Annotated in this window: 26 protein-coding genes, 1 tRNA gene and 1 pseudogene; 18 read left to right on the top strand and 10 right to left on the bottom strand. The window is 52.1% G+C overall.

Annotation, left to right across the window (positions count from 1 at the left end; all coding sequences use genetic code 11):
- The 12 genes and pseudogenes from IBX50_RS07950 to IBX50_RS20700 all read left to right on the top strand — a co-directional run.
- The coding region (locus tag IBX50_RS07950) for a MaoC family dehydratase N-terminal domain-containing protein (RefSeq protein ID WP_292254795.1) at positions 1-233 on the top strand (233 nt) is incomplete at its 5' end.
- Between the two features lie 190 nt (positions 234-423).
- Positions 424-2,163 (top strand): DNA polymerase III subunit gamma/tau, encoded by a 1,740-nt coding sequence (gene dnaX, locus IBX50_RS07945; protein WP_292254792.1) that lies wholly within the window; start codon positions 424-426, stop codon positions 2,161-2,163.
- A 22-nt stretch (positions 2,164-2,185) separates the two neighbouring features.
- The gene (locus IBX50_RS07940) at positions 2,186-2,518 is read left to right on the top strand and encodes a YbaB/EbfC family nucleoid-associated protein (protein WP_292254790.1); all 333 of its coding nucleotides are present in this window, start codon (positions 2,186-2,188) and stop codon (positions 2,516-2,518) included.
- 5 nt (positions 2,519-2,523) lie between these two features.
- Positions 2,524-3,144 (top strand): recombination mediator RecR, encoded by a 621-nt coding sequence (gene recR, locus IBX50_RS07935; RefSeq protein ID WP_292254788.1) that lies wholly within the window; start codon positions 2,524-2,526, stop codon positions 3,142-3,144.
- The gene (rnd, locus tag IBX50_RS07930; RefSeq protein WP_292254785.1) at positions 3,141-4,259 is read left to right on the top strand and encodes a ribonuclease D; all 1,119 of its coding nucleotides are present in this window, start codon (positions 3,141-3,143) and stop codon (positions 4,257-4,259) included. The genes recR and rnd overlap by 4 nt, the downstream gene beginning before the upstream one ends.
- Before the next feature lie 3 nt (positions 4,260-4,262).
- A complete protein-coding gene (locus IBX50_RS07925; RefSeq protein ID WP_292254784.1) occupies positions 4,263-4,550 on the top strand; it encodes a YcgL domain-containing protein in 288 nt (95 codons plus the stop codon).
- Entirely contained in the window at positions 4,550-5,011 is a 462-nt protein-coding gene (locus IBX50_RS07920; RefSeq protein WP_292254783.1) for a YcgN family cysteine cluster protein, read from the top strand. The genes IBX50_RS07925 and IBX50_RS07920 overlap by 1 nt, the downstream gene beginning before the upstream one ends.
- 144 nt (positions 5,012-5,155) lie before the next feature.
- Positions 5,156-5,464, top strand: coding sequence for a hypothetical protein (locus IBX50_RS07915; RefSeq protein WP_292254782.1), 309 nt, complete (start codon positions 5,156-5,158; stop codon positions 5,462-5,464).
- 33 nt (positions 5,465-5,497) lie between these two features.
- Positions 5,498-6,160, top strand: a complete 663-nt coding sequence (locus tag IBX50_RS07910; RefSeq protein ID WP_292254781.1) for a YEATS-associated helix-containing protein — start codon at positions 5,498-5,500, stop codon at positions 6,158-6,160.
- A gap of 53 nt (positions 6,161-6,213) precedes the next feature.
- Complete coding sequence (locus tag IBX50_RS07905) at positions 6,214-8,172, top strand: vWA domain-containing protein (protein ID WP_292254779.1); 1,959 nt, start codon at positions 6,214-6,216, stop codon at positions 8,170-8,172.
- A gap of 17 nt (positions 8,173-8,189) precedes the next feature.
- Entirely contained in the window at positions 8,190-8,996 is an 807-nt protein-coding gene (locus IBX50_RS07900; RefSeq protein ID WP_292254778.1) for a class II glutamine amidotransferase, read from the top strand.
- Positions 8,990-9,079, top strand: a pseudogene (locus tag IBX50_RS20700) (hypothetical protein); the annotation flags it as partial. The gene IBX50_RS07900 and the pseudogene IBX50_RS20700, both read left to right, overlap by 7 nt.
- Before the next feature lie 207 nt (positions 9,080-9,286).
- Here IBX50_RS20700 and ychF read toward each other — a convergent pair.
- From ychF to IBX50_RS07860, 8 genes are all read right to left on the bottom strand, one after another.
- Entirely contained in the window at positions 9,287-10,381 is a 1,095-nt protein-coding gene (gene ychF, locus IBX50_RS07895; RefSeq protein ID WP_292254777.1) for a redox-regulated ATPase YchF, read from the bottom strand.
- A 75-nt stretch (positions 10,382-10,456) separates the two neighbouring features.
- Positions 10,457-11,044: an aminoacyl-tRNA hydrolase gene (gene pth / locus IBX50_RS07890; RefSeq protein WP_292254775.1), complete on the bottom strand. Its 588-nt coding sequence runs from the start codon at positions 11,042-11,044 to the stop codon at positions 10,457-10,459.
- Positions 11,045-11,140: 96 nt separating this feature from the next.
- Positions 11,141-11,761 (bottom strand): 50S ribosomal protein L25/general stress protein Ctc, encoded by a 621-nt coding sequence (locus IBX50_RS07885; RefSeq protein ID WP_292254773.1) that lies wholly within the window; start codon positions 11,759-11,761, stop codon positions 11,141-11,143.
- Positions 11,762-11,867: 106 nt separating this feature from the next.
- A complete protein-coding gene (locus IBX50_RS07880) occupies positions 11,868-12,812 on the bottom strand; it encodes a ribose-phosphate pyrophosphokinase (RefSeq protein ID WP_292254771.1) in 945 nt (314 codons plus the stop codon).
- Positions 12,813-12,889: 77 nt separating this feature from the next.
- A tRNA-Gln gene (locus tag IBX50_RS07875) sits at positions 12,890-12,964 on the bottom strand.
- Between the two features lie 17 nt (positions 12,965-12,981).
- A complete protein-coding gene (ispE, locus tag IBX50_RS07870) occupies positions 12,982-13,878 on the bottom strand; it encodes a 4-(cytidine 5'-diphospho)-2-C-methyl-D-erythritol kinase (protein ID WP_292254770.1) in 897 nt (298 codons plus the stop codon).
- A 2-nt stretch (positions 13,879-13,880) separates the two neighbouring features.
- Positions 13,881-14,480, bottom strand: coding sequence for a lipoprotein insertase outer membrane protein LolB (gene lolB, locus IBX50_RS07865; protein ID WP_292254769.1), 600 nt, complete (start codon positions 14,478-14,480; stop codon positions 13,881-13,883).
- 22 nt (positions 14,481-14,502) lie between these two features.
- On the bottom strand, positions 14,503-16,293 hold the full coding sequence (locus tag IBX50_RS07860; protein ID WP_292254768.1) for a tetratricopeptide repeat protein: 1,791 nt from the start codon (positions 16,291-16,293) through the stop codon (positions 14,503-14,505).
- A 198-nt stretch (positions 16,294-16,491) separates the two neighbouring features.
- Between IBX50_RS07860 and hemA the strand changes: the two genes are divergently transcribed.
- From hemA to IBX50_RS07830, 6 genes are all read left to right on the top strand, one after another.
- Positions 16,492-17,763, top strand: coding sequence for a glutamyl-tRNA reductase (gene hemA, locus IBX50_RS07855; protein ID WP_292254767.1), 1,272 nt, complete (start codon positions 16,492-16,494; stop codon positions 17,761-17,763).
- Between the two features lie 25 nt (positions 17,764-17,788).
- Positions 17,789-18,874: a peptide chain release factor 1 gene (gene prfA, locus IBX50_RS07850; RefSeq protein ID WP_292254765.1), complete on the top strand. Its 1,086-nt coding sequence runs from the start codon at positions 17,789-17,791 to the stop codon at positions 18,872-18,874.
- Positions 18,867-19,712 carry a peptide chain release factor N(5)-glutamine methyltransferase gene (gene prmC / locus IBX50_RS07845; protein WP_292254801.1) on the top strand — a complete coding sequence of 282 codons (846 nt, stop codon included), beginning with the start codon at positions 18,867-18,869 and terminating at the stop codon, positions 19,710-19,712. Before prfA ends, prmC begins: the two co-directional genes overlap by 8 nt.
- Positions 19,713-19,899: 187 nt before the next feature.
- Entirely contained in the window at positions 19,900-20,406 is a 507-nt protein-coding gene (locus IBX50_RS07840) for an Lrp/AsnC ligand binding domain-containing protein (RefSeq protein ID WP_292254763.1), read from the top strand.
- 5 nt (positions 20,407-20,411) lie between these two features.
- Complete coding sequence (gene moeB, locus IBX50_RS07835; protein ID WP_366930700.1) at positions 20,412-21,161, top strand: molybdopterin-synthase adenylyltransferase MoeB; 750 nt, start codon at positions 20,412-20,414, stop codon at positions 21,159-21,161.
- An 80-nt stretch (positions 21,162-21,241) separates the two neighbouring features.
- Entirely contained in the window at positions 21,242-22,150 is a 909-nt protein-coding gene (locus IBX50_RS07830) for a DMT family transporter (RefSeq protein WP_292254761.1), read from the top strand.
- A 27-nt stretch (positions 22,151-22,177) separates the two neighbouring features.
- On the opposite strand, the gene IBX50_RS07825 is transcribed toward IBX50_RS07830, so the two are convergent.
- The gene (locus IBX50_RS07825) at positions 22,178-22,477 is read right to left on the bottom strand and encodes a type II toxin-antitoxin system RelE/ParE family toxin (RefSeq protein ID WP_292254760.1); all 300 of its coding nucleotides are present in this window, start codon (positions 22,475-22,477) and stop codon (positions 22,178-22,180) included.
- The gene (locus IBX50_RS07820; protein WP_292254759.1) at positions 22,471-22,656 is read right to left on the bottom strand and encodes a hypothetical protein; all 186 of its coding nucleotides are present in this window, start codon (positions 22,654-22,656) and stop codon (positions 22,471-22,473) included. Before IBX50_RS07820 ends, IBX50_RS07825 begins: the two co-directional genes overlap by 7 nt.
- Positions 22,657-22,915: the final 259 nt, after the last annotated feature.

The raw sequence follows: 22,915 nt of genomic DNA, 5'->3' as shown, positions 1-22,915 counted from the left end.
CCATTTATATGGGTCAGGAACTCAGCTTCCGCCGCCCGGTAAAACTGGATGACACTCTGACCGTGACCCTGACGGTTAAAGACAAGCAGGATGCCAAAAAGATTGTGGAGCTGGATTGTCTGGTCACTAACCAGAAGGGTGAAAAGGTGGTTACCGGTACCGCCAAGGTAATAGCCCCGTCAGAAAAAGTAGTACTGACCGCCCCGACCCTGCCAAATATCACCATCGGTTAATCTCGTGTGAACGAAGATTAAAACTGAAATTACTGTCCCTGAGTTCAGGGTTCAGTTAATAGCATGAGCCATACACGAGGCTTGTACGTACGGTTCTGTAAGAGGGATGATGCGGTAACGTATCACCCTACTCGATTCATGTTATCCTTCCGGTTTTAATTCTTAATTCAGCAGCGGCGGAAACAAGCTCATGAGTTATCAGGTTCTGGCGCGTAAATGGCGTCCGAAAAATTTTCATCAGCTGGTGGGGCAGGATCATGTCAGCAAGGCACTGATCAATGCGCTGGATACCGACCGGCTGCACCATGCTTACCTGTTCACTGGTACACGCGGTGTGGGCAAAACCACGCTGGCGCGGATTCTTGCTAAGTGCTTGAACTGTGATGCAGGCATCAGCAGTGAACCCTGTGGGGTGTGTTCCTCCTGCCTGGAAATTGATGCCGGGCGGTTTGTGGATCTGATCGAGGTGGATGCCGCCAGCCGCACCAAGGTGGAAGATACTCGTGAGCTGCTGGATAACGTGCAGTATGCCCCCACGCGGGGACGTTTTAAGGTCTACCTGATCGACGAAGTGCACATGCTCTCCAGTCACAGTTTTAATGCGTTGTTAAAAACTCTGGAAGAACCACCGCCTCACGTCAAATTTTTGCTGGCAACCACCGATCCACAAAAACTGCCCATGACGGTGTTGTCGCGCTGTCTGCAGTTTCAGTTAAAAAACATGCCACCAGAGCGTGTTGTTGAACATCTGCGCTATCTGCTGGGTGAAGAGGGTGTCAGTTTTGATGATGCCGCTCTCTGGCTGCTGGGTCGTGCTGCGGATGGCTCCATGCGTGATGCCTTAAGCCTGACGGATCAGGCCATTGCGTTTGGACAAGGCAGCCTGCAAACCGAGCAGGTGGCAAGCATGCTGGGTGTGCTGGATCACCGGCATCTGGTGGATCTGTTAAGAGCACTGGTGGCACACGATGCTGCCCGGTTATTACAGGTGGTGGGTGGTCTGGCTGAACAGGCACCAGATTTTGCGGCGGTGTTGCAGGATTTATCCAGCCTGTTGCACCGCCTGACTTTGGCGCAGATGGTGCCGGAAGCCCTGCCGCCGGATTTACAGGATAAAGAAGAGCTTTTGCAACTGGCTGCACAACTGCCTGCTGAGGAAGTGCAGTTATTTTACCAGCTGGCGATTGAAGGCCGTCGTGATCTGGCGCTGGCGCCTGATCCTCGCACCGGGCTGGAAATGACTCTGTTGCGGATGCTGGCGTTTCGTCCGTTGGGTATTCCACAAGTGCCGGAGATTGATCTTTTCCCAAAGCCTGAAGCCCCTGAGCCTGCTGCCACACCTGTAGCTGAAGTGATTCAGCCAGCCGCTGCAGAACTGGTTCAGGGGCCGCCTTTGCAGGTGAGTGAATCCCCCATTGCAGTGGTTGAGCCTGTGGCACCCGCTGTTGTTCAGCCCCTGGTATCCGTTGCTGCTGAGTTGGCGGTTGAGGGTTTGCAAAGTGATTTGCAAGGGTGTTTGCAGAACAATGAAGACTGGTTGCAGCTGTTTGATCGTTTAGGATTGAATGGCTGGAGTGGCACTCAGGCTCGTAACCTGTGCCTCTTGCAGCGGGAAGGAAGTCAGCTGAGGTTTGCCGCACCGGCTCAGGCACTGGCGTTTATGAGTGCTGAAGCCCAAAACACCTTGCTGGTTGCCTTGCAGGATTGTTTGCAGCAGTCTTTTGAGCTGGTATTTGAGGCCAGAGATCCACTGCCGCTGGATAACGTCACCCAGCGGCGGGAAAAACAGCGCCAGCAGACGTTTGAGCAAACTCTGGCCAGCTTGCAGCAGCATCCGCATATTCAGCTGTTGCAACAGCAGTTTCAGGCACAACTCGATCCATCCAGCGTTGTACCGGCAAGCTGGATGACGGAAAATAACACAGATTAATTCACTGGTTTGAGGGGTTAGCATGTTTAAAGGTATGGGTGATATGGGCAAGCTGATGAAGCAGGCTCAGGAAATGCAGGAAAAAATGCAAAAACTGCAGGAAGATGCTGCCAACACCACAGCAATAGGTGAGTCCGGTGCTGGCATGGTTAAAGTGACCATGACCGGTCGCCATAATGTACGCAAGGTGGAGATAGATCCCAGCCTGATGCAGGAAGATAAAGAAATGCTGGAAGACCTGCTGGCTGCTGCGGTGAATGATGCCGTGCGCCGTGTGGAGCAGGCCAGTAAAGACAAAATGGCTGAGCTGACTGCGGGTATTCCGCTGCCACCCGGCTTCAAGATGCCCTTCTGATTATCATGCAGTTCAGTCCACTGATTGAAGAATTGATCCAGGCACTGCGTTGCCTGCCCGGTGTGGGTCCTAAAAGTGCCCAGCGCATGGCTTTGCAGCTGCTGGAGCGGGATCGTGCCGGTGGTACTCGTTTATCCGGTGTGCTGGCCAGAGCGATGGAACAGGTGGGGCATTGTTCCAGTTGCCGCACCCTGACCGAAGAAGACCTGTGCCGCATCTGTAGCAGCGGGCGACGTAATTTATCGGTGTTGTGTGTGGTGGAAACCCCTGCAGATATGCTGGCGCTGGAGCAGAGTGGTGTGTATGACGGCCGTTACTTTGTGCTGCTGGGGCATTTGTCACCACTGGAAGGTATCGGCCCGGATGATCTGGGGTTTGCTGAACTGCTGCAACGTTTAAAAGACGAACCGGTGGATGAGGTGATTCTTGCCACCAATCCAACCTTGGAAGGTGAAACCACCGCTCAGTATCTGGTTGAGTTGTTGTCCTCACTGCCGGTTAAAGTCACACATCTTGCTCACGGCATTCCGCTGGGTGGCGAGCTTGAATATCTTGATGGTGGCACCTTGTCGCGGGCTTTTTCCGGACGACTGGGTTTTACCAATAGCAGGGAAACTGACGGATGACTTTACCCCGTATCTGGGTTGATGACCCAGTACAACTGGAACAACTTTGTAACCAATGGCAACAGCAGCAAGAGCTGGCAATGGATACCGAGTTCATCCGCACCGATACTTTTTATCCCAAACCAGCTTTGTTGCAGGTCAGTGATGGTCAGACCTGTTATCTGCTGGATGTATTAAAACTGGGCAAGGCTGAAGCACTGCGGCGTTTATTGACCAGTGGCCCGCAGAAGATTTTTCACAGCTGCTCTGAAGATCTGGAAATGCTGGCGCACTGGCTGGGTGTTCTGCCTCAGCCGTTGATCGACACGCAGCTGGCGGCAGCACTGGTAGAGCAGGAAACCGGTATTGGTTATCAGCGACTGGTGGAGCGTTTTCTGGGTATAGTGCTGGAAAAAGGTGAAACCCGTTCTGACTGGCTGCAGCGTCCTTTAACTGAATCTCAGCAGAAATACGCCGCGCAGGATGTTGAATTTCTGCTGCCTGCCTGGCATCTGTTAAAAGAAAAACTCCTGCAGCAGGATCTGTTGCAACTACTGGAAGAAGAAAGCCAGTGGTTGGTGACGGATGCTGATCCAGTGCCGGAAGATGCCTGGCTGCGCTGTAAACAGGCCTGGCGTCTAAATTCACGGCAGCTGGCTGTCTTACAGCAGCTGGCTTTGTGGCGAGAAGAAAAAGCCCGTCAGCTGAATCGCCCACGCAGCCGGGTGGCTTCTGACAATCTGCTGCAATCACTGGCAGAGCATCAACCACAACATCTGGCCGCTTTCACGGGTATAGAAGAAGCAACTCCCGGCTGGATCAAGCGTTATGGACAAGACATTCTGAATTGTATCGAAGCTGTAGCCAGCTGGCCGGATAACGCTTTACCGGCGGTGCTGGTTTCACCCATGAGTCAGGAATACAAAACCCAGCGCAAGGCACTCAAAAAAGAACTGGATGGACTGGCGACCAGCCTGCAGGTGCCGGTTGAGTTACTGGCACGTCGTCGTTATGTCGATGAATGGACACAAGCACTGAGTCTGGGGCAAACCCCGGAAGTACCCGAAGGCTGGCCGGACTGGCGGCGTGTACCGCTGGAAGCCCTGATGCAAGATCTGTCTGAGAAAAAAGGCTGAACCATGAGAGTGCTGACTGAAGTGTTTCGTAGTCCCGTTAAAGATGAAATGTACCTTTACGTGGACAAACAACGTGGCCTGAAATCCGTGCCGGAAGCCTTGCTATCCCGTTTTGGTAAACCTCAGCCGGTGTTTACCCTGTTGCTGACACCAGAGAAGAAACTGGCCAGAGCCAATGCCGGTGATATTTGTAACGCGCTGATGAGCCAGGGTTATTATCTGCAGATGCCGCCAGCGCGAGAGGAATACCTGCTGGATCTGTATTGTGCACCCACCGAGGCACGTTATTAATGGCGGCAGTGGTTAAACCGGCGCAGCGTAAACACTTCTGGTTGTTGCCGCTGGAGCAGTTGTCGGATTCCGAATGGGAGGCCCTTTGTGATGGTTGTGGTCGCTGTTGTCTGCATAAACTGCAGGATGAAGACGATGATCAGGTGTACTTCACCGATGTGGCTTGTAAGCTGCTGAACCTGAAAACCTGTCGTTGCCGCCATTATGAAGATCGCTTGAAATATGTGCCGGATTGTATGTCGATCCGTGAAGAAGGTGAGGCGGTGTATGCCATGTTGCCGTCCACCTGTGCTTATCGACTGAGGCATGAAAACCAGGGCTTGCCTTCGTGGCACCCGTTGCTGACGGGTGATCAAAAAGCGATGCGGGCGCTGGGTGTGAGTGTGGCGGGGCAGGTGGTTTGTGAAACTCAGCTGCAAGATCCAGATCTGGAAGAGCGGATCATTCACTGGATAGAATGATGGGCAGAAAAAAAGATTACGACTTGTTTCTTTTAATCTGTGTCCAGCCCAACTAGTATGGATTCTTTAAAACTGACCTGAATAAGATCAACAATGGATAGTCTGATTTTTTTGAGCTGGGCAGCCTACACATTAAGTGCTGCTTTGCTGGTGCTGGCCAGCTGGAAACTCATGCGCTGGCTTCCTTTTACGCTTAAAGTTGGTATATCTTTGAGCCAGCTGGCTATTCTGGCAATCCCTGCCGCAGTGAGTGAATCTGCTGTGGCTCCTATTTTTATTGTGCTGGTGCTGGATGTGCTGACCCGCGTTCCTTCGACCATTATTATCGCCAAAGCTTTACCTTTGCTGGTGGCGCTAGTACTTGCCTGGCCGCTGGCGTTTGCGCTTGGTTGGAGCAAAAAACGCCTGCAGCGAAAAAATAAATCGACGGAAACATCTTCGGAAAACGAATAACCCATAACAGGCTACAAGACAGGAAAACAGAAAATGGTCGGATTTGTAATCATTCTTACACTGGTAATGCTGATTGCCGGTGTTTTTGGTGGCTTGATCAACTTTTACCTACTGAACCAGAACAACAAGGATACCACGGCCATGTTGCGCTGCGTGGTGGTGGGTGTTGGTGCTGCATTTCTGGTACCGGTGGCACTGGATCTGGTCGGTAGCAGTATTGTTTCCCAGAGCCAGAATGACCCTGGGCAATTACTGATTTACACTGGCTTGTGCCTGATTGCTGCCATTGCTTCCCGTCTGGTGGTCACCAATAAGCTGGATCGCACCCTGCTGGCTGCTGATGCCGCCAAGGATGAGGTTGAATCTCTGCGTCTTCACGTCAAGCAGCTGCAGCTGAGCCTGCAACCGCTGATTGAAACTGAAACCGAAATGGAAGACTCCCGCGCTGAGGATCAGGATGCCTTGGATAATCTGGATGTATCGGCTACTCAGGTATTAAAAGCGCTGGGTACTGGCCGGCATATTTTCCGTACCCAGGACAGCTTGTTGCAAGAGCTGGACATGACAGACAATGATGTACTCAAATCCCTGAATATTCTGGTGACCAAAGGTCTGGCCGGAAAGGTTAACTCCAGTTGGGGTCTGCGCTGGCATTTGACAGAACGTGGTCGTCGCCTTGCTGAAGCCAGTGTCTGATCCAGAGATCAGCATAAATTAAAAGGATAATTGAACAGGTGTCGGAGAAAAAAATGCTCGCTCGTAAGGTTCTGCAAAAGCTATTACTGACGTTGCTGCTGCCTGCGCTGCTGCTGCCCGCTGTGCAAGTATTTGCTGCCCAGCCCGATGTTCGGCTGGTGGTGGATATCTCCGGCAGCATGAAGCGCACTGATCCGAACAATTTGCGGATTCCGGCAACCAACCTGTTGATTGATCTGCTGCCTGCGGATAGTCAGGCCGGCATCTGGACTTTTGGTGCTTATGTCAACATGCTGGTTCCTCATGGTCAGGTTAATGAGAGCTGGCGGCGTAACGCTCGTCAGCAGGCTACAAAAATCAACTCTGTGGCTCTCTTCACAGATATCGAAAATGCCATCGAACGTGCTGCGTCTGATGTAGGCCGAGCTGATGCCGGACGAGAGCGCCATATTGTGCTCTTGTCGGATGGTCTGGTGGATATTTCCGAAGCGGCTACTGCAGAACAGCGTGCAGCCGAAAATCAGAAATCCCGTGATCACTTGTTAAGAACTCTGGTGCCCAAACTGGCGGATGCCGGTTATGTGATTCACACTCTGGCACTCTCGGATGAAGCTGACCTGGATCTGATGTCCACCATGGCACAGCGTACCGGTGGACTTCATGCCATTGCTTACACTGCTGATGATCTGATGCCCCTCTTGTTGCAGATCATGAACCGTTTTGTACCTTCAGAAGAAGTTCCCTTGCAGGACAACCGTTTTCTGATTGACCCCACCATTGATGAGTTCACTGTGCTGGTATTCCATGCTCCGGGTGCTTCCTCCGTTTTGCATGATCCATCCGGTCAGCAGTACACCCGTGAACAGAGTGTTCCGGCTATCCGCTGGCATGGTAATCAGCGCTACACCATGATTACCGTGAATAAACCTGCTGCTGGTCAGTGGTATATCGAGACCTCGGAACACCCCGATAATCGCGTGACAGTCATTTCGGATATCCGCTTCCATTCCGGTGGTTTTCCACCCACGGTGTATCGCGGTTATCCTGAACACATCGAAGCATGGTTCACAGAAGAAGGTCGGATCATTGATCGCCGCGAGTTCCTGGGTCTTCTGGATGTAAAAGTTAACCATCATAAGGGTGAGCGTGTACTGGCCAGTTTTGGCATGCCACTGGCAGATACACGCCCCCGTTATGCTGCAACAATCAGCCAGTTCTCGGAGCTGGGTGAACAGAGTATAAAAATTGAGGTGGATGGTAAAACCTTCCGTCGTCAGGTAGTGCACAGCTTTAACGTACAGGATGTAGTAGCAGCCAGTTTACAACTACCGGAAGATGGCAGTTCACCCCGAGTGATTCTGCGTTCACAGCATCCGGATTTAAAACCGGCAGATATTAGTTTTAGTGTGACCGCCAACGGTGAACCCCTGACTGCTGAATATCGTGGTGACGGTGAGTGGAAGGTGGATCTGGGTGGTCTGGATCGCAGCCAGAATCAAACCATTACTGTCCAGGTTCAGGGGCAGATGAAAAACCAGCCGCTCAGTATTGATTTGCCACAGTTGATTCTCCAGTCCAGTGGAAGTCCACGGGCCTCACAACAAGAACTGGCAGAGCAGGAATCATCACCGCCAGCATTTGTACCGAATCTTATACCTCAGGCAGTGCCAACTCCGGTTATTCCGCTGCCTCAGGAAGAATCTTCTGCGCCTGTCGATGATGTGGCTGCTTCGGAAGAAAAGGCAGAAGGCGGCTCTTTGTTAGGTGGTCTGGATTTATCCCCGATAGAAAGCTGGGAAGATCCACGCATGTTGTGGATATACATTGCTCTGGGTATCGCAAACATTCTGCTGTTCCTGGTGGCCTTTATGATGTACCGGCGTTTTGTGAATAAACGCAAGGCACGTCGTGATGCCATGGATCAAAATGATAATGCTCTGGCCGATCTGGATGATGATATGGAGCTGGATATGGACGGACTGGAAGATGATGACGATGACAATCGTCGTTAAAAGTGAGGCTGTGTTGAATGTGTGAACTGCTGGGCATGAGTGCCAATGTCCCGACCGACATCACTTTCAGCATGGCCGGTTTTCTGCAGCGCGGTGGTGCCACCGGTCCGCATCGGGATGGCTGGGGTGTGGCCTTTTATGAGGATGAGGGGTACCGTGAATTCAAGGACCCTCATCCTTCGATCCATTCTCCTGTCGCACGGCTGATACTGGATTACCCGATCAAAAGCCGGATCGTGATCAGTCATATCCGTCAGGCCAATGTCGGCCAGATCAATCTGGGTAATACCCATCCTTTTTCCCGCGAACTCTGGGGTCGTCACTGGTGTTATGCCCATAACGGTCAGCTGGCTGGTTTTCGTGAAGTCTTGCCGCTGGCTTTTTACCAGCCAACTGGCTGCACCGACAGTGAATGGGCGTTTTGTTGGTTGCTGGGTAAAATCCGTGAAGCTTTTCCTCAGCCGCCTGCAAACCCGGAAGCCCTGCAGCAGTTGATTCACCAGAGTTGTGAAGAGTTGCGTGGACTGGGGGTTTTTAACCTGTTGTTTTCTGACAGTGAAAACCTCTATGCCTATTGTTCCACCAAGCTGGCACATATTACCCGCCGCGCCCCTTTTGGTCCGGCCTTGTTAAAAGATACCGAATTGAAGGTCGATTTTGCTGCCTGCACCACACCCAAGGATGTGGTCAGTGTGCTGGCTACTGAACCTCTGACTACTAATGAAGACTGGGATATCATGCAAACCGGTGAGCTGGTGGTATTTAACAAGGGTGAACTGATTGCACGCCGCACCAGTCAGTCTTCACCTGTTGCACTGTGGTGACGCGTTCCGACCCCGAATATCCGAAATGGCTAAAAGCACGACTGAAAACAGATTGCCCGCCGGTGTTATTTGGCTGTGGTAACAAAGCCTTGTTGAATGCCAGTGGCTTGACGGTGATTGGCTCACGTAATGCCATGGCACGCAACACATACATCTATTGCTTGGCAGACACTTCTCTGGTGATTCACTTCAGAAGGGTAGGACCAGCTGTGACTCATAGATGCCTTCTGTTAGCTGCCATCAAACTCACACCAAAGTTGCAACTTGCCCGAGTAATTGTTGTAACGAGTTCAGACGTTAAAACGATAGTGCATCACATCACCATCCTTGATGATGTATTCCTTGCCTTCCAGTCGCCATTTACCGGCTTCTTTGGCACCCTGTTCACCCTTGTAAGCAACAAAGTCTTCATAAGCAATCACTTCTGCGCGGATAAAACCCTTCTGGAAATCGGTATGGATCACACCGGCACCTTCCGGAGCGGTCGCACCTTTCTTGACTGTCCAGGCGCGTACTTCCTTAACACCGGCAGTAAAGTAGGTTTGCAGACCCAGTAACTCATAACCGGCACGAATCACACGGTTCAGACCGGGTTCATCCAGCCCCATGGTTTCCAGGAACATGGCTTTTTCTTCGGCATCATCCAACTCAGCAATTTCAGCCTCAATCTTATTGCACACAGGGACCACCATGGCTTGTTCATCTGCAGCAATTTCGCGCACTACATCCAGATGAGGGTTGTTTTCAAACCCTTCTTCATTAACATTGGCAATGTACATGGTGGGCTTGAGGGTCAGAAAACCATAACTTCTGAGTAGGTATTTTTCTTCGCTGTTCAGGCCAAAGCTGCGCAATGGCAGACCTTCTGCAACATGGGGCTGGATACGCTCAAGAATTTCTTTCTGGGCGATGGATTCTTTGTCGCCACCCTTCGCCAGTCGTGCCAGTTTCTGGATGCCTTTTTCAACGGAGTCCAGGTCAGCCAGTGCCAGTTCCATGTTGATAATTTCAATATCGTTGCGCGGATCAACCCGGTTGGCCACGTGAATCACATTGTCATCTTCAAAGCAGCGCACCACATGGGCAATCGCCTGGGTTTCGCGGATGTTGGCCAGAAACTTGTTGCCCAGGCCCTCACCCTTGGAGGCACCGGCAACCAGACCGGCAATGTCCACAAACTCCATGGTGGTGGGCAGCACCCGCTCGGGTTTAACAATGTCTGCCAGTACATCCAGCCGGTGGTCAGGCATGGGAACAATACCGCTGTTTGGCTCGATAGTGCAGAAGGGGAAGTTCTCTGCTGCGATGCCGGACTTGGTCAGCGCATTAAAGAGGGTAGATTTGCCGACGTTGGGCAGGCCAACGATGCCACAGTTAAAACCCATAAGGTTGCTTCCTTCGTGAATCTGCTGATAAATGGTTGGTGGGCATTCTATAGAAAAAGCACCCGGCTGTAAGCTCTACTCTGCCTTGAAGGCGTGTAAATGGTTCATGGCAGCAGTCATATTGCCATTAATGATTTTGTCCAGATGGCGTTCACTTTCATCCAGTGCTGCATTAATACAGAGTTGTTCATTTTCTGATGCTTTGCCCAGCACATAACCGGTGACCTGGCTGGCGCTGCCGGGATGTCCTATACCAATCCTGAGACGATAAAACTCGCGGTTGTTGCCTAATGCACTGATGGTGTCACGCAGACCGTTGTGCCCACCATGCCCGCCACCTTTTTTCAGGCGGATACTTCCGGGTGGTAAATCCAGCTCGTCATGTGCCACCAGAATGGCTTCCGACTCAATTTTGTAGAAGTTGGCCAGTGCTGCGATGGCTTGCCCGCTGCGGTTCATAAACGTTGTAGGGATCAATAAATGTACCGGATTGCCAGCCAGGTTAACCTGAGCATGCAAGCCGTGAAACTTGCTCACTTTCAGGCTGCTGCCAGAGTGTTGTGCCAGGTTTTCAACCAGCCAGGCGCCGGCATTGTGTCGGGTGCGGGCATATTCCTGTCCGGGATTACCCAGTCCGACCAGCAGTTTGATTTTTGTATCCATAGTTCAGGATGTCCGGAAAATCAGGCCTTGCAGATATGAAAAACCCAGGTGGCTCCAAAAGAGCCCCTGGGTAACAGCAAAACAAGCAGGGCTGAATTATTCAGCAGCTGCTTCTTCTTCGCTGTTTTCGTCTTTGCTGCCTTTCTTGGCATGAACGCTAACCACACCCGTGTCACCACCGTGAGCCAGAGCAACAATGCTAACGCCTTTTGGCAGTTGCAGGTCGGTCAGGTGGATGGTCTGGCCAATTTCCAGGGCAGCAACATCAATATCCAGAGAGGCTGGCAGATCCTGTGGCAAGGCAGAGATTTCAACTTCGTTCAGCAGATGCTGGATCAGACCACCTTGCTGCTTCACACCAACACAAGTAGCTTCATTCAGGAAGTGCAGCGGGACATGAACAGCGACCTTGTGACCGCTATCTACACGCTGGAAATCCAGGTGCATTACGGTGGGCTTGAAGGGGTGACGCTGCATGTCCTTCAGGATCACTTGCTGTGGCTTGCCATCAATATTCAGGTTCAGTACAGAAGTGTAGATGGACTCTTCCAGCTCCAGAATACGGTAGAACTCACGCTGCTCAACAGAGATGGACAGAGGCGCTTCTTCACCACCATAGATGATGGCAGGAATGTGCTGGTTTGCACGACGCAGGCGGCGGCTCGCACCCTTACCCAGGTCGGTACGTACAGTAGCTTCAAAAGTAAATTGTGTCATGGTGTGTCCTCATGGACTTGCTTTATAAAAAGGATCAGCAGGCATCCGCGACCAGACTGCCTGCCTTTCACGTTATTCCCCGGCGGGGAAATTCTGCTTCAGCGCCTTACCGGAACATGGCGCTGATGGATTCTTCGTTGCTGACGCGGCGAACCGCCTCAGCCAACAGACCGGAAATGGTCAGCTGGCGGATTCTGCCACACTTGAGTGCATCTTCACTGAGTGGAATGGTATCCGTGACAATCAGCTCATCAAGAATGGATTTGGAAATGTTGTTGATGGCTGCACCGGACAGCACCGCGTGAGTGGAATAAGCCACTACACGTTTGGCACCACGGTTTTTCAGGGCTTCTGCGGCTTTGCACAGAGTGCCAGCGGTATCCACCATATCATCCACCAGTACACAGGTACGATCTTCCACATCACCAATGATGTGCATGACCTGCGCTTGGTTGGCCTGGGGGCGACGCTTGTCGATGATTGCCAGATCGGTGTCATTCAGTTCCTTGGCAATGGCGCGGGCACGAACCACACCACCAACGTCTGGGGAAACCACCACCATGTTTTCATAGTTCTGGCGCTCAATGTCATCCATCAGGATGGGTGAACCGTAGATATTGTCCACCGGTACATCAAAAAAGCCCTGGATCTGATCAGCGTGCAAATCCATAGTCATCACACGGTTGACCCCGGCAGCACACATCATGTCAGCAATCACTTTGGCGGAAATGGGGACGCGGGCAGAACGTACACGACGATCCTGTCGGGCATAACCAAAATAAGGAATAACCGCAGTGATACGATGGGCAGAAGCACGACGCAGTGCATCAACCATCAGGATCAGTTCCATCAGATTGTCATTGGTGGGCGCGCAGGTGGACTGAATCACAAAAACGTCTTTACCACGAACATTTTCGTTGATTTCAATGGCAATTTCGCCATCACTGAATTGACCGATAGTGGCATCACCCATACGGATATCGAGGCACTCAACTACTTTGCGCCCCAGCTCAGGATTGGCATTGCCGGAAAACACCATCAAGTTTGACACGGATTCACCTTAATGACTGAGGTCTCACAGAGGATGGGCGGTTGCTGAACCGACCCTGAGGAAATTCTGGGAAGAGATGGCTGGGGTGGAAGGATTCGAACCCACGCATGGCTGGACCAAAACCAGCTGCCTTACCACTTGGCGACACCCCAATCTCAACGGGCGAAGATTATAACCAAGCAGGAATGAAAAGTGAACCTTTGAGTTCTGATAATTTTTTATGCGCCGGTGACAGATTCTGCCCTTGGGTAATCCAACCGCGGCTGGGAAATTCTGCAAAATGTGTGGGTAATTTTGTCAGCAGCTCAGCAGCCTGTTCAAAGTCTGGCAGCAGGCTGTACACACAGGCGCCGCTGCCGGTCAGGTGGGGAGTTGCACCTTCAGACCTTAACCAGTAAAAAGCAGCTTGAACAGCAGGGTAGAGTTTCAGAACCAAGGCTTCAAAATCATTTTCGCCCAGATGTTGCTGTAGCTCACAGGGATGGATAACAGGGGTGTTGCGTGGTAGATCCGGGTGAGCAAACAGGGTGGCGGTATTGCAGTGGCAGCCGGGGTGGATCAATAAACAAACGGACTCATCCACCGGGCAGACCTGGAGTTTTTCGCCGACACCCTCAGCCCAGGCACTTTGCCCAAAGATGAACACCGGCACATCAGCGCCCAGTTTTAATCCCAGTTTTGCCAGTTGGATCAGATCTAGATTCAGTTGCCAGAGCTGGTTCAGTGCCAATAATGTTGTCGCGGCATCCGAGCTGCCTGCACCCAGCCCGCCGCCCATCGGCAGATTTTTCTGTAGGTGGATGTGAACACCCAGCTGTTTGTTCTGGCGCAGTGGCAGCAGTAATCGAGCTGCCCGCATCACCAGGTTGTCATCCTCTGCAACATCCGGTAGTACGGGACTGAGTTGCAGTTGGGCATCATCCGTCAGTTGAAAGGTCAGTTCATCACCCAGATCCAGAAACTGGAACAGGGTTTGTAATTCGTGATAACCATCGGCACGTTTGCCGGTAATGTGCAGCATCCGGTTTAATTTGGCGGGTGCCGGTAAAGTCAGGCTATTAAGCATGTTCACGGTGCCGGTTGTGTCGCTGGCTGTGCTTCAGACACCTGCCATTGATTGATGGCTAGTCGCAACTGCACTCTGCCGTTACTGGCCAGCAGCAGCTGTGGTAATTGATGACCATTAACCAGAGTATAACGTCGCCACTCCACCAGCCAGCCATTCTGTTCCAGCTGGTTGTCGCTGATCTGTATTGCAACCCCTGGTGCTGGAATGCCGCGTACCCAGTAGATCAGATCAGAGAGTGGAAAATTCCAGCCCAGCCCTTGTTGTAACAGTTGTTCAGGGCTGGAGGCCATCAGCACTTCACCATCAGAGGTGGTCAGTGAAACCCGGAAGGGTTGTCCATCCAGTCGTGCACTGCCCTGACCCAGCGGGCCAAAAATCTGTAGTTGATAATGGTAACCCTGTTGTTGCCAGTCCAGGGTGGCGGAGTGGCTGTTGCTGCCGTCATTCAGGGCAATACGTCCCTGTATCTGCCAGTGCCACAGATGACTGTTGGCTTGTTGTGCTTCGGGTGGGGGTGGTGCCAGTGGTTGACTGCTGCAACCACCAAGTAAAAACAGCATCAGCAGAAATAAGGCCAGAGCTTTTAGGGTGTGTGGCATAACGGCTAGGGGTGCTTCCTGTTTAATGAGGTTGAATGTCCGGGCGGCGCTCCAGCATCTGGTTGATGGCGGGAGTGGCGGTGGTGCTGTTCAGGTGTTGTTGCAGCAGTTCCAGTGCCAGTTCCCGTTCGCCCAGTTCCCAGAGGGTTTCTGCCAGGTGTGCGGCAATTTCTTCATCTGACAGGCGGGCGTAGGCTTCTTCCAGATATTCCCGTGCTTCTACTTTACGACCCAGTTTAAACAGTGCCCAGCCAAGGGAGTCAAGAATTTCCGGTGCTTCACTGTCCAGTGCATGAGCCTTCTGGATCAATAACAGACCTTCGTTAATGCGTGTGGTTCGATCCACCAGTGTATAACCCAGGGCATTCAGTGCCATGGCACTGTTGGGTTCAATTTCCAGCAGCAGCAGTAGGTCATTTTCCATCTGTTGCAGGTCATTCAGCTGGAAGTTGATCATGGCGCGGGAATAGAGCAGCTGCGGTGAGTCCTGCCCATCCGGCAGCAGATAACGCCCTTCATCAATCCATTGTAATGCAGCGACATAATCACTCTGCTGGCGCAGCAGCTGTTCACCCATCAGAGTCAGGGGAGTGGATAGTTCCGGTGCCTGCTTGCGTTTGAGGTGTATTAATTGTAATGCGCTGTGATACCGGTTCTGTTGCAGCAGGATTCTGGTGCTGGCGCGGGTGGCTTCCAGCAGTGCCTGACCACCGGTGATTTGCTGGTAAGATTCCAGTGCTGCGGCTGTATCTTTATCATTTTCGGCCAGTTGTCCGAGATGTAACCAAGCCTGATCAGCCAGCAGCGGGTATTCGGTCAGTTCCTCTAGAGTCTGGCGGGCAGCAGAGTTCTGGCCGGTTTCCATCTGGATGCGTGCCAGTGCCAGGCGGATCTGTGGGTTATCCGGCTGCAGGGTAATAATGCGATCAAAAGTCTGTTCTGCCGCTCGGAGTTGCCCGCTTTTTAATTGGATGCGTGCCAGCTCCAGCCACAGGCGAACTTCCTGAGGGTTGGATTTTAATGCCTGGTTCAGCACTTCTTCCGCGGCAGCCGACTCTCCATCAAGTCGCAGCAGGCGGGCTTTTAATTGCAGGGCGCGAACATTGTCCGGTTCGATATCCAGGGCAGCCTGGAGATGCGTGTGGGTGGCTTGCCGGTCACCTAACTCATCACTCAGCAGCGCCAGAGCTGTTTCCAGATCGCTGCTGGATGCTTCACGTTGCTGGCTTTGTTGCAGCATTTGCTGATAAAGATCACTGACCACCGGATTGTTGCTGTCTACCAGATGTCCGGCCAGTAGGGTGTAGTTGCTTTCACCGCTCAGTTGTTCATAACGCAGCAGGTGCTCAAAAGCATCCAGATACTGTTCCTGCTGTAATAGCAGGCCTGCCGCAGTGCGTTGTGAATCAGGGTTATTCGGTGTCACTCTTGCCCAGATGATGGCGGCATCCAGAGCGGCCTGAGGTTGCTGGGCAAACTGGGCAATCCAGGTGGCGCGTTCAGCAATCAACGGGTGATGGGTTTCCAGGGTCAGTGCCAGATAAACATCCAGGGCGTAACCTAGATCACTGCGTTGACCTGCCAGCTCGGCACTCAGCAGATAATAAATAAGATAGGCATTCAAACCTTTGACCTCAGCAACTGGAGCTGTTGACTGGGTGTAAGTGATTACCACAGGTACAGGTTGCCTGCTGAAATCACTGGCGGCAGGCTGGTTGGCTGAAGTTTCTGTTTTGGGCGCAGCAGAACAGCCAACCAACAGACTGGTCAGCAGGGGTAAAATAAGCCAGCGGCAGAGGGAGGAGATCTGCAAAAGACGGTACCGGGAAGGGCTGTGCATTATTCGGACATACCTGTACTTTTTCTATGTGCTATCATAACGCGCTTATAGCCTTCTGCTCTTGTTTTTATGTAAGCGGTTGTTTTGGCAGGGCGTTTTTTTGTTTCCCCGAGTTCCTACGGGCTGAATGATCTCTTGGAGTGACGTTTGACGGTGCCAGCTGTACAGCCAATGCGTTTTTTAGCTCTAGGTATTAATCACAAAACGGCACCAGTAGCCATGCGCGAACGTGTTGCCTTCACTCCTGCCCAACTGGAGGCTGCCAGCCTGCAGCTGAGAAACCACCAGAGTATCAAAGAAGTTGCCATACTATCCACCTGCAATCGTACCGAGATTTATTCTCTGGTGGAGGCGGGTGATGTTCGTCCGGTGCTGGACTGGTTGAGTCAGTTTCATGCCCTGCCGATTGAAGACGTGGCACGTTACAGTTATGTGCATGAAGATCAGGCTGCCATTGCTCATATCATGCGAGTAGCCAGTGGCCTGGATTCAATGATTCTGGGTGAACCGCAGATTCTGGGTCAGATCAAGGATGCTTACGACGCAGCCAAAAAAGAAAACCTGCTGGGTTCCGGGCTGGAGCAGCTATTCCAGCAGGTGTTTGCCACCGCCAAACGGGTACGTACCGAGACAGGTATCGGTGCCAATCCGGTTTCCGTGGCTTATGCTGCGGTTAGTCTGGCGCAGCGTATTTTTACAGATTTAAAAACCAGTCAGGCATTACTAATTGGTGCCGGTGAAACCATCGAGCTGGTGGCGCGCCACTTAAAAAATGCCGGTGTAACCCGCATGGTGATTGCCAACCGCACCGTGGTGCGGGCGCAAGCACTGGCTGATGAAATGCAGGGCACAGCGGTTGCCTTGAGTGAAATCCCCCATCAGTTAGAAAAAGCCGATATTGTGATCAGTTCTACTGCTGCACCCTTGCCGATTCTGGGCAAAGGCATGGTGGAGCGGGCATTAAAAGTACGTCGTCACAAACCCATTTTTATGGTTGATATTGCTGTGCCTCGGGATATTGAGCCCCAGGTCGGTGAGCTGGATGATATTTTTCTGTTCACCGTGGATGATCTGAAAGAAGTCATCGAAGAAAATCTGGCGGCACGTCGAGAAGCCGCTGAACAGGCGGAAGAGCTGATTTCTGCCAGTGTGCAGGAGTTCCTGCGCAGCTTAAGAATCAGAGATTCCGGGCGCATGATTCGCAATTTTCGTCAGCAGGCACAGTTATTGGCCGAAGCTGAACTGGCACTGGCAATGAATCAGCTGGATCAGGGGCAGGATGCCCGTGAAGTGATGCAGAAACTCTGCCGCAGCCTGACCAATAAATGGTTACACCACCCCACCCTGAAGATCCGTGAGGCCTCAGCAGAAAATCGCAACGACCTGCTGGAAGCGGCCTCTGAGCTGCTTAATCTGGATAACCAGCCCACGGATCAATCCTGAAATTTCTGCCGGATGTGATGTTGTTATGAAACCTTCGATTCAAGCCAAGCTGGATCATCTGTCGGATCGTTTTGAAGAGCTGTCCGCCCTGTTGTCTGACCCGGAAACCCTCAGCAGCCAGGATAAATACCGTAACTATTCCAAAGAATATGCCGAGCTGGAACCCCTGATCCAGACCTATCAGCAGTATTGTCAGGCACAACAAGGCATTCTGGCTGCACAGCAGATGACCAGTGATGAAGACCCGGACATGCGTGCCATGGCGCGTGAAGAAATTGACAATCTGCAGGCTGAGATGGAACCTCTGGAGTTGGAATTACAACGCCTGTTGTTACCGCGTGATCCGAATGACAGTCGTAACATTTTTCTGGAAGTGCGTGCCGGAACCGGTGGTGATGAAGCAGCCTTGTTTGCCGGTGATCTGTTCAAAATGTACAGCCGTTATGCCGAAAATCACGGCTGGCAGGTGGAAGTGCTTAGTGCCAGCCAGGGTGAAATGGGCGGCTACAAAGAAATCATCTCGCGCATCAGTGGCAAGGATGTGTATTCCCATCTGAAGTTTGAATCCGGTGCCCATCGGGTGCAGCGAGTGCCCGCCACTGAATCCCAGGGGCGTATCCATACCTCAGCCTGTACTGTGGCAGTAATGCCGGAAGCCGATGAAGTAGGTGAAGTGGACATCAATCCAGCCGATTTAAAAGTGGATACCTACCGCTCCTCCGGTGCCGGTGGTCAGCATGTTAACACCACCGATTCCGCCATACGTATCACCCACCTACCGAGCGGGCTGGTTGTAGAGTGTCAGGAAGAACGCTCACAACACAAAAATCGGGCTAAAGCTATGTCTTGGCTGGCGACTCGCCTGAAACAACAGGCAGAAGATGCCGCCCACAAGAACCAGTCTGACACCCGTCGCCTGCTGGTGGGCAGTGGTGATCGATCCGAACGTATTCGTACCTACAATTTTCCGCAGGGGCGGGTGACCGATCATCGCATCAACCTAACCCTCTACAAGCTGGATGAAGTTCTTGCCGGAGGTATGGATGAAGTGTTATCGGCACTGGCGCAGGAACAACAGACCGAACTACTGGCGCGATTAAGTGATGCCTGAAACCTCACTGGGAAGCTGGCTGCAACAGGCCAGCCAACAACTGCATCAGGCTGGTCTGGACAGTCCATGCCATGAGGCTCAGTGCCTGCTCAGTCATCTGCTGCAGAAAAACACCGCCTTTTTTTATGCCCGGCCAGAATTTCTGCTGGATGCCGATCAACTGCAACAGTTAAATGTCTGGTTGCAGCAGCGGCTGGAAGGTCAGCCGCTGGCCTGGATTCTGGGACAGTGGGAGTTCTGGGGTTTGCCACTCAAGGTTTCACCGGCCACCCTGATTCCTCGTGCGGACACCGAACGGCTGGTCGAGCTGGCGCTGATGGTTTGTCAGCAACCGAATGCCCGAGTGTTGGATCTGGGTACTGGCACCGGTGCAGTGGCACTGGCACTTAAAAAAGAACGTCCCGGCTGGCGGGTGGAAGCCGTGGACTTTAAAGCCGAAGCCGTGGCGCTGGCCAGAGACAATGCCCGCAGTCTGAAGCTGGATGTAAAAATCTGGCAATCTGACTGGTGGCAGCAAATTCCACCAGGTCAATATGATCTACTCGTCAGCAACCCCCCTTATATTCATCCAAACGACCCCCATCTGATGCAGGGAGACCTACGCTTTGAGCCGGTTTCAGCGCTGGTGGGTGGTAAAGATGGTTTGCAGGCCTATCGCGATTTATTGGCACCCATTCAGCTGCGCCTGACCCCCGGCGGTTATCTTTTGGTCGAACATGGTTATGATCAGGCAGGGACTGTCAGTCAGCTATTCAGCCTTGCTGGCCTTGGGTCTGTTCAGGGTTACCGAGATTACGCCGGTCAGCCGCGAGTGACCGTAGGATGTCGCAATCACTGACAAAATATTGCGGCATTGGTAGTAAAAGCCTTGCTAACATGATAAAAAACCAAGACAGCGCATCCATTCGGGATAATCGTCTAAGACGAATGAAGGTAAGAGGGAGAGGGAGAGGGAGAAGGACAAGACTTTTGATGCGCTGAATCAGGCCCAATGCGAATAAAATAATAAAAGGCTGCACAACATCATGAAGAACAACAAGTCCCGCACGCTGGACAAGATTGATTTAAAAATCCTGCAGGCACTGCAAGAAAACGCCCGCATTTCCTACGTGGATCTGGCTAACAAGGTCGGTCTCTCCACCACCCCTTGTCTTGAGCGAGTTAAACGCCTGGAGCGTAACGATATCATCAAGGGTTACAAAGCCATTCTTAATCCAAAATATCTGCGTGCCAACCTGCTGGTGTTTGTTGAAATCAGCTTGGAAACCCAGTCCCCGGCAGTATTTGATGAGTTTCGTAAGGCGGTTTCCAAATTGCCGCAGATTCAGGAATGCCACCTGGTATCCGGCCAGTTTGATTGCGTCTTAAAGTGCCGCATCCCGCAAATGAGTGCCTATCGCCAGCTGCTGGGTGACGTGGTACTCACCCTGCCGGGCGTCAAAGAATCCAAGAGTTATGTGGTGATGGAGGAAGTGAAGGAAGACACTTCGCTCTATGTACCCGAACTGCACGAGTTTGAACAGGACTGCTGATGTTGATGAATGATCAAGATTTGCTGCGCTACAGTCGCCAGCTGCTGTTGCCGGAAATGGATGTTGCCGGTCAGGAAAGACTGCTGGGTAGCAAGGTACTGATTGTTGGATTGGGCGGATTGGGTTCACCGGTTGCTCTTTATCTGGCTGCGGCTGGTGTGGGTGAACTGCATCTGGCCGATCATGATCAGGTGGATCTCTCCAACCTGCAACGCCAGATTGCCCATCAGCAAAGCAGCATCGGTCAGCTTAAGGTGGAGTCTGCCCGTGAGCGCCTGCAACAGATTAACCCCGATGTTGGTATTGTCACGCATCCCTGCAAGCTCGAAGGGGATGCACTGCTGAACGCTGTGGCTGCAGTTGATCTGGTTTGTGACTGTTCGGATCGTTTTTCCACCCGTTTTGCTGTCAACCGTGCCTGCCAGCAATTAAAAAAGCCACTGGTATCCGGCGCTGCAATCCGTTTTTCCGGTCAGTTATCGGTGTTTGATGCACGGCGGCAAGATAGCCCCTGTTATGCCTGTATTTATGATGAACAAGCACAGGATGAAGAGCTGCGCTGCTCGGAAAATGGTGTGCTGGCGCCGCTGGTCGGTGTGATTGGTAGCCTGCAGGCGGTGGAAAGCTTAAAACTACTGGCGCAGTGTGGTGAACCGGCCATTGGCAAACTTCTTACCTATGATGGTCTACGTGCAGAAATGCGTACCCTGAAACTGCAAAAAGACCCCGCCTGCAGTTGTTGTGGTAATATCTAGACCAGTCAGTCTGAATTTCCCTGCAATTTAATATCCCTGTCAGCCCAGTGCTGACGGTTTTTCTCTTGTTTTGGTGCCGCATGAATCAACCATTTGTACAGTTTTTTTCCTCCCCGCGGCTGGTGCGTTTGGCACCCTGGTTGTTTGTACTCTTGTGGAGCACCGGTTTTATCAGTGCCAAGTTTGGTTTGCCCTACAGTGAACCCTTTTCTTTTCTGGCCTGGCGCATGTTTTTTAACCTCTTGTGTTTTGCCCTGCTGTTAAAACTCTTTGTGGTGCAATTACCGCGTAACCCGCGTTTGTGGGGGCAACAGTTGCTGGCAGGTGCACTGATTCATGGTGCTTATCTGGGTGGGGTGTTCTCGGCGATTGAAGCAGGTATTCCGGCTGGCTTGACTGCGTTGCTGGTTGGTTTACAACCTCTGTTGACCGGCCTGCTGGTGTATCTGATGTGGCAACAACGCCTGAACCTGCGCCAGTGGCTGGGTTTATTGCTGGGACTGGCCGGGGTATTGCTGGTATTACAGCAAACCTCCGGTATGGATCTGGAAGGTATCACCATCACTTGGACAGGGCTGGGTTGGGTATTACTGGCATTACTGGGGATCACCCTGGGTACGGTCTACCAGAAAAACGCCTGTGAACCCCAGCCCCTGTTAGCCGCATCTTTTATCCAATACACCGGGTGTTTTGTACTGATGTTGCTGGGTGTCTGGATCAAGGGTGAAGGTGCAATGCAATGGCACGCAGATTTTATTCTGGCGCTGGGTTGGTCGGTACTGGTGTTATCAGTGGGGGCGATTTTGCTGCTGTTGCTGATGATCCGAGCTGGAGAATCCACCCGCACCGCCAGCTATTTTTATCTGGTGCCACCACTGACCGCGCTGGAGGCCTGGCTGCTGTTTGATGAACGCATGACCCTGCTGGCATTAGTGGGAATGGTCATTACCGTGTTTGGAGTCTACTGGGCTAATCGGGTAGTAAGGTGATTGGGGGGTAAACTGCTTGTTCTGTCATTACTGCTCGCGGGGAATCTCTTCTGGTTGTAAATCGCGCCGTTTGTGAATTACGGCTAGTATCTCAATGTGCGTTGGTTTGATTTCATACAAAATCCGGTAGGTATACTGGGAAACTTCGCGGATGGCTTCGTCGTTTAATTCAGGAACTTTACGCCCCTTGTTAGGCAGCTCGCCCAGCCCTATTGTCTTGCTAACCAAGGATTCGGCAACTCGTTTAGCGTAAAGCGGTGAGTCTTGGGCTATGTACTCATAAATACTGCGAACCTGAGCTAAGGCGTGCTCGGTCCATTTCACCATGACTGAATATCCCGCAACACCCTTTCAGCGGATTGAGTCTTGTTTTGGCTGGCATCTTGCTGACCGCGCCGGATATTCTCAAGTACATAGAGCCGATACATGATCTCTTCCATGTCGGCAGTATCTGGCAAACGCTGGATGGCGTTGAGTGCTTCTTGCTTGGCAGTTTGAGCTTGCATGGTCGTCTCCATTATTCATGGTTGTGGCATTATGTCCCGTTCACGCCATCTACACAATGGAGGGCGGTAGTGGCACAGGGCAATCGGGCTTAATTGATGCCCAGTAGTTTGAGTAGATAATCATTGTCCCAACCTGCTTTAGCTCGCTTTGCAGGGAAAATGCATGAAAACCCTTATGCTGCAAGGACTTTACTCAAGTAGCTTTCCATCATCCCTGCCTTCTTCTGCTTCCGCTTGATCCCAGCCAAATTCTCTGACG

It is taken from the genome of Marinospirillum sp., from assembly GCF_014859565.1.
The sequence above is the reverse complement of the archived record's forward strand: the minus strand, read 5'-3'. Positions and strand labels throughout refer to the sequence as shown.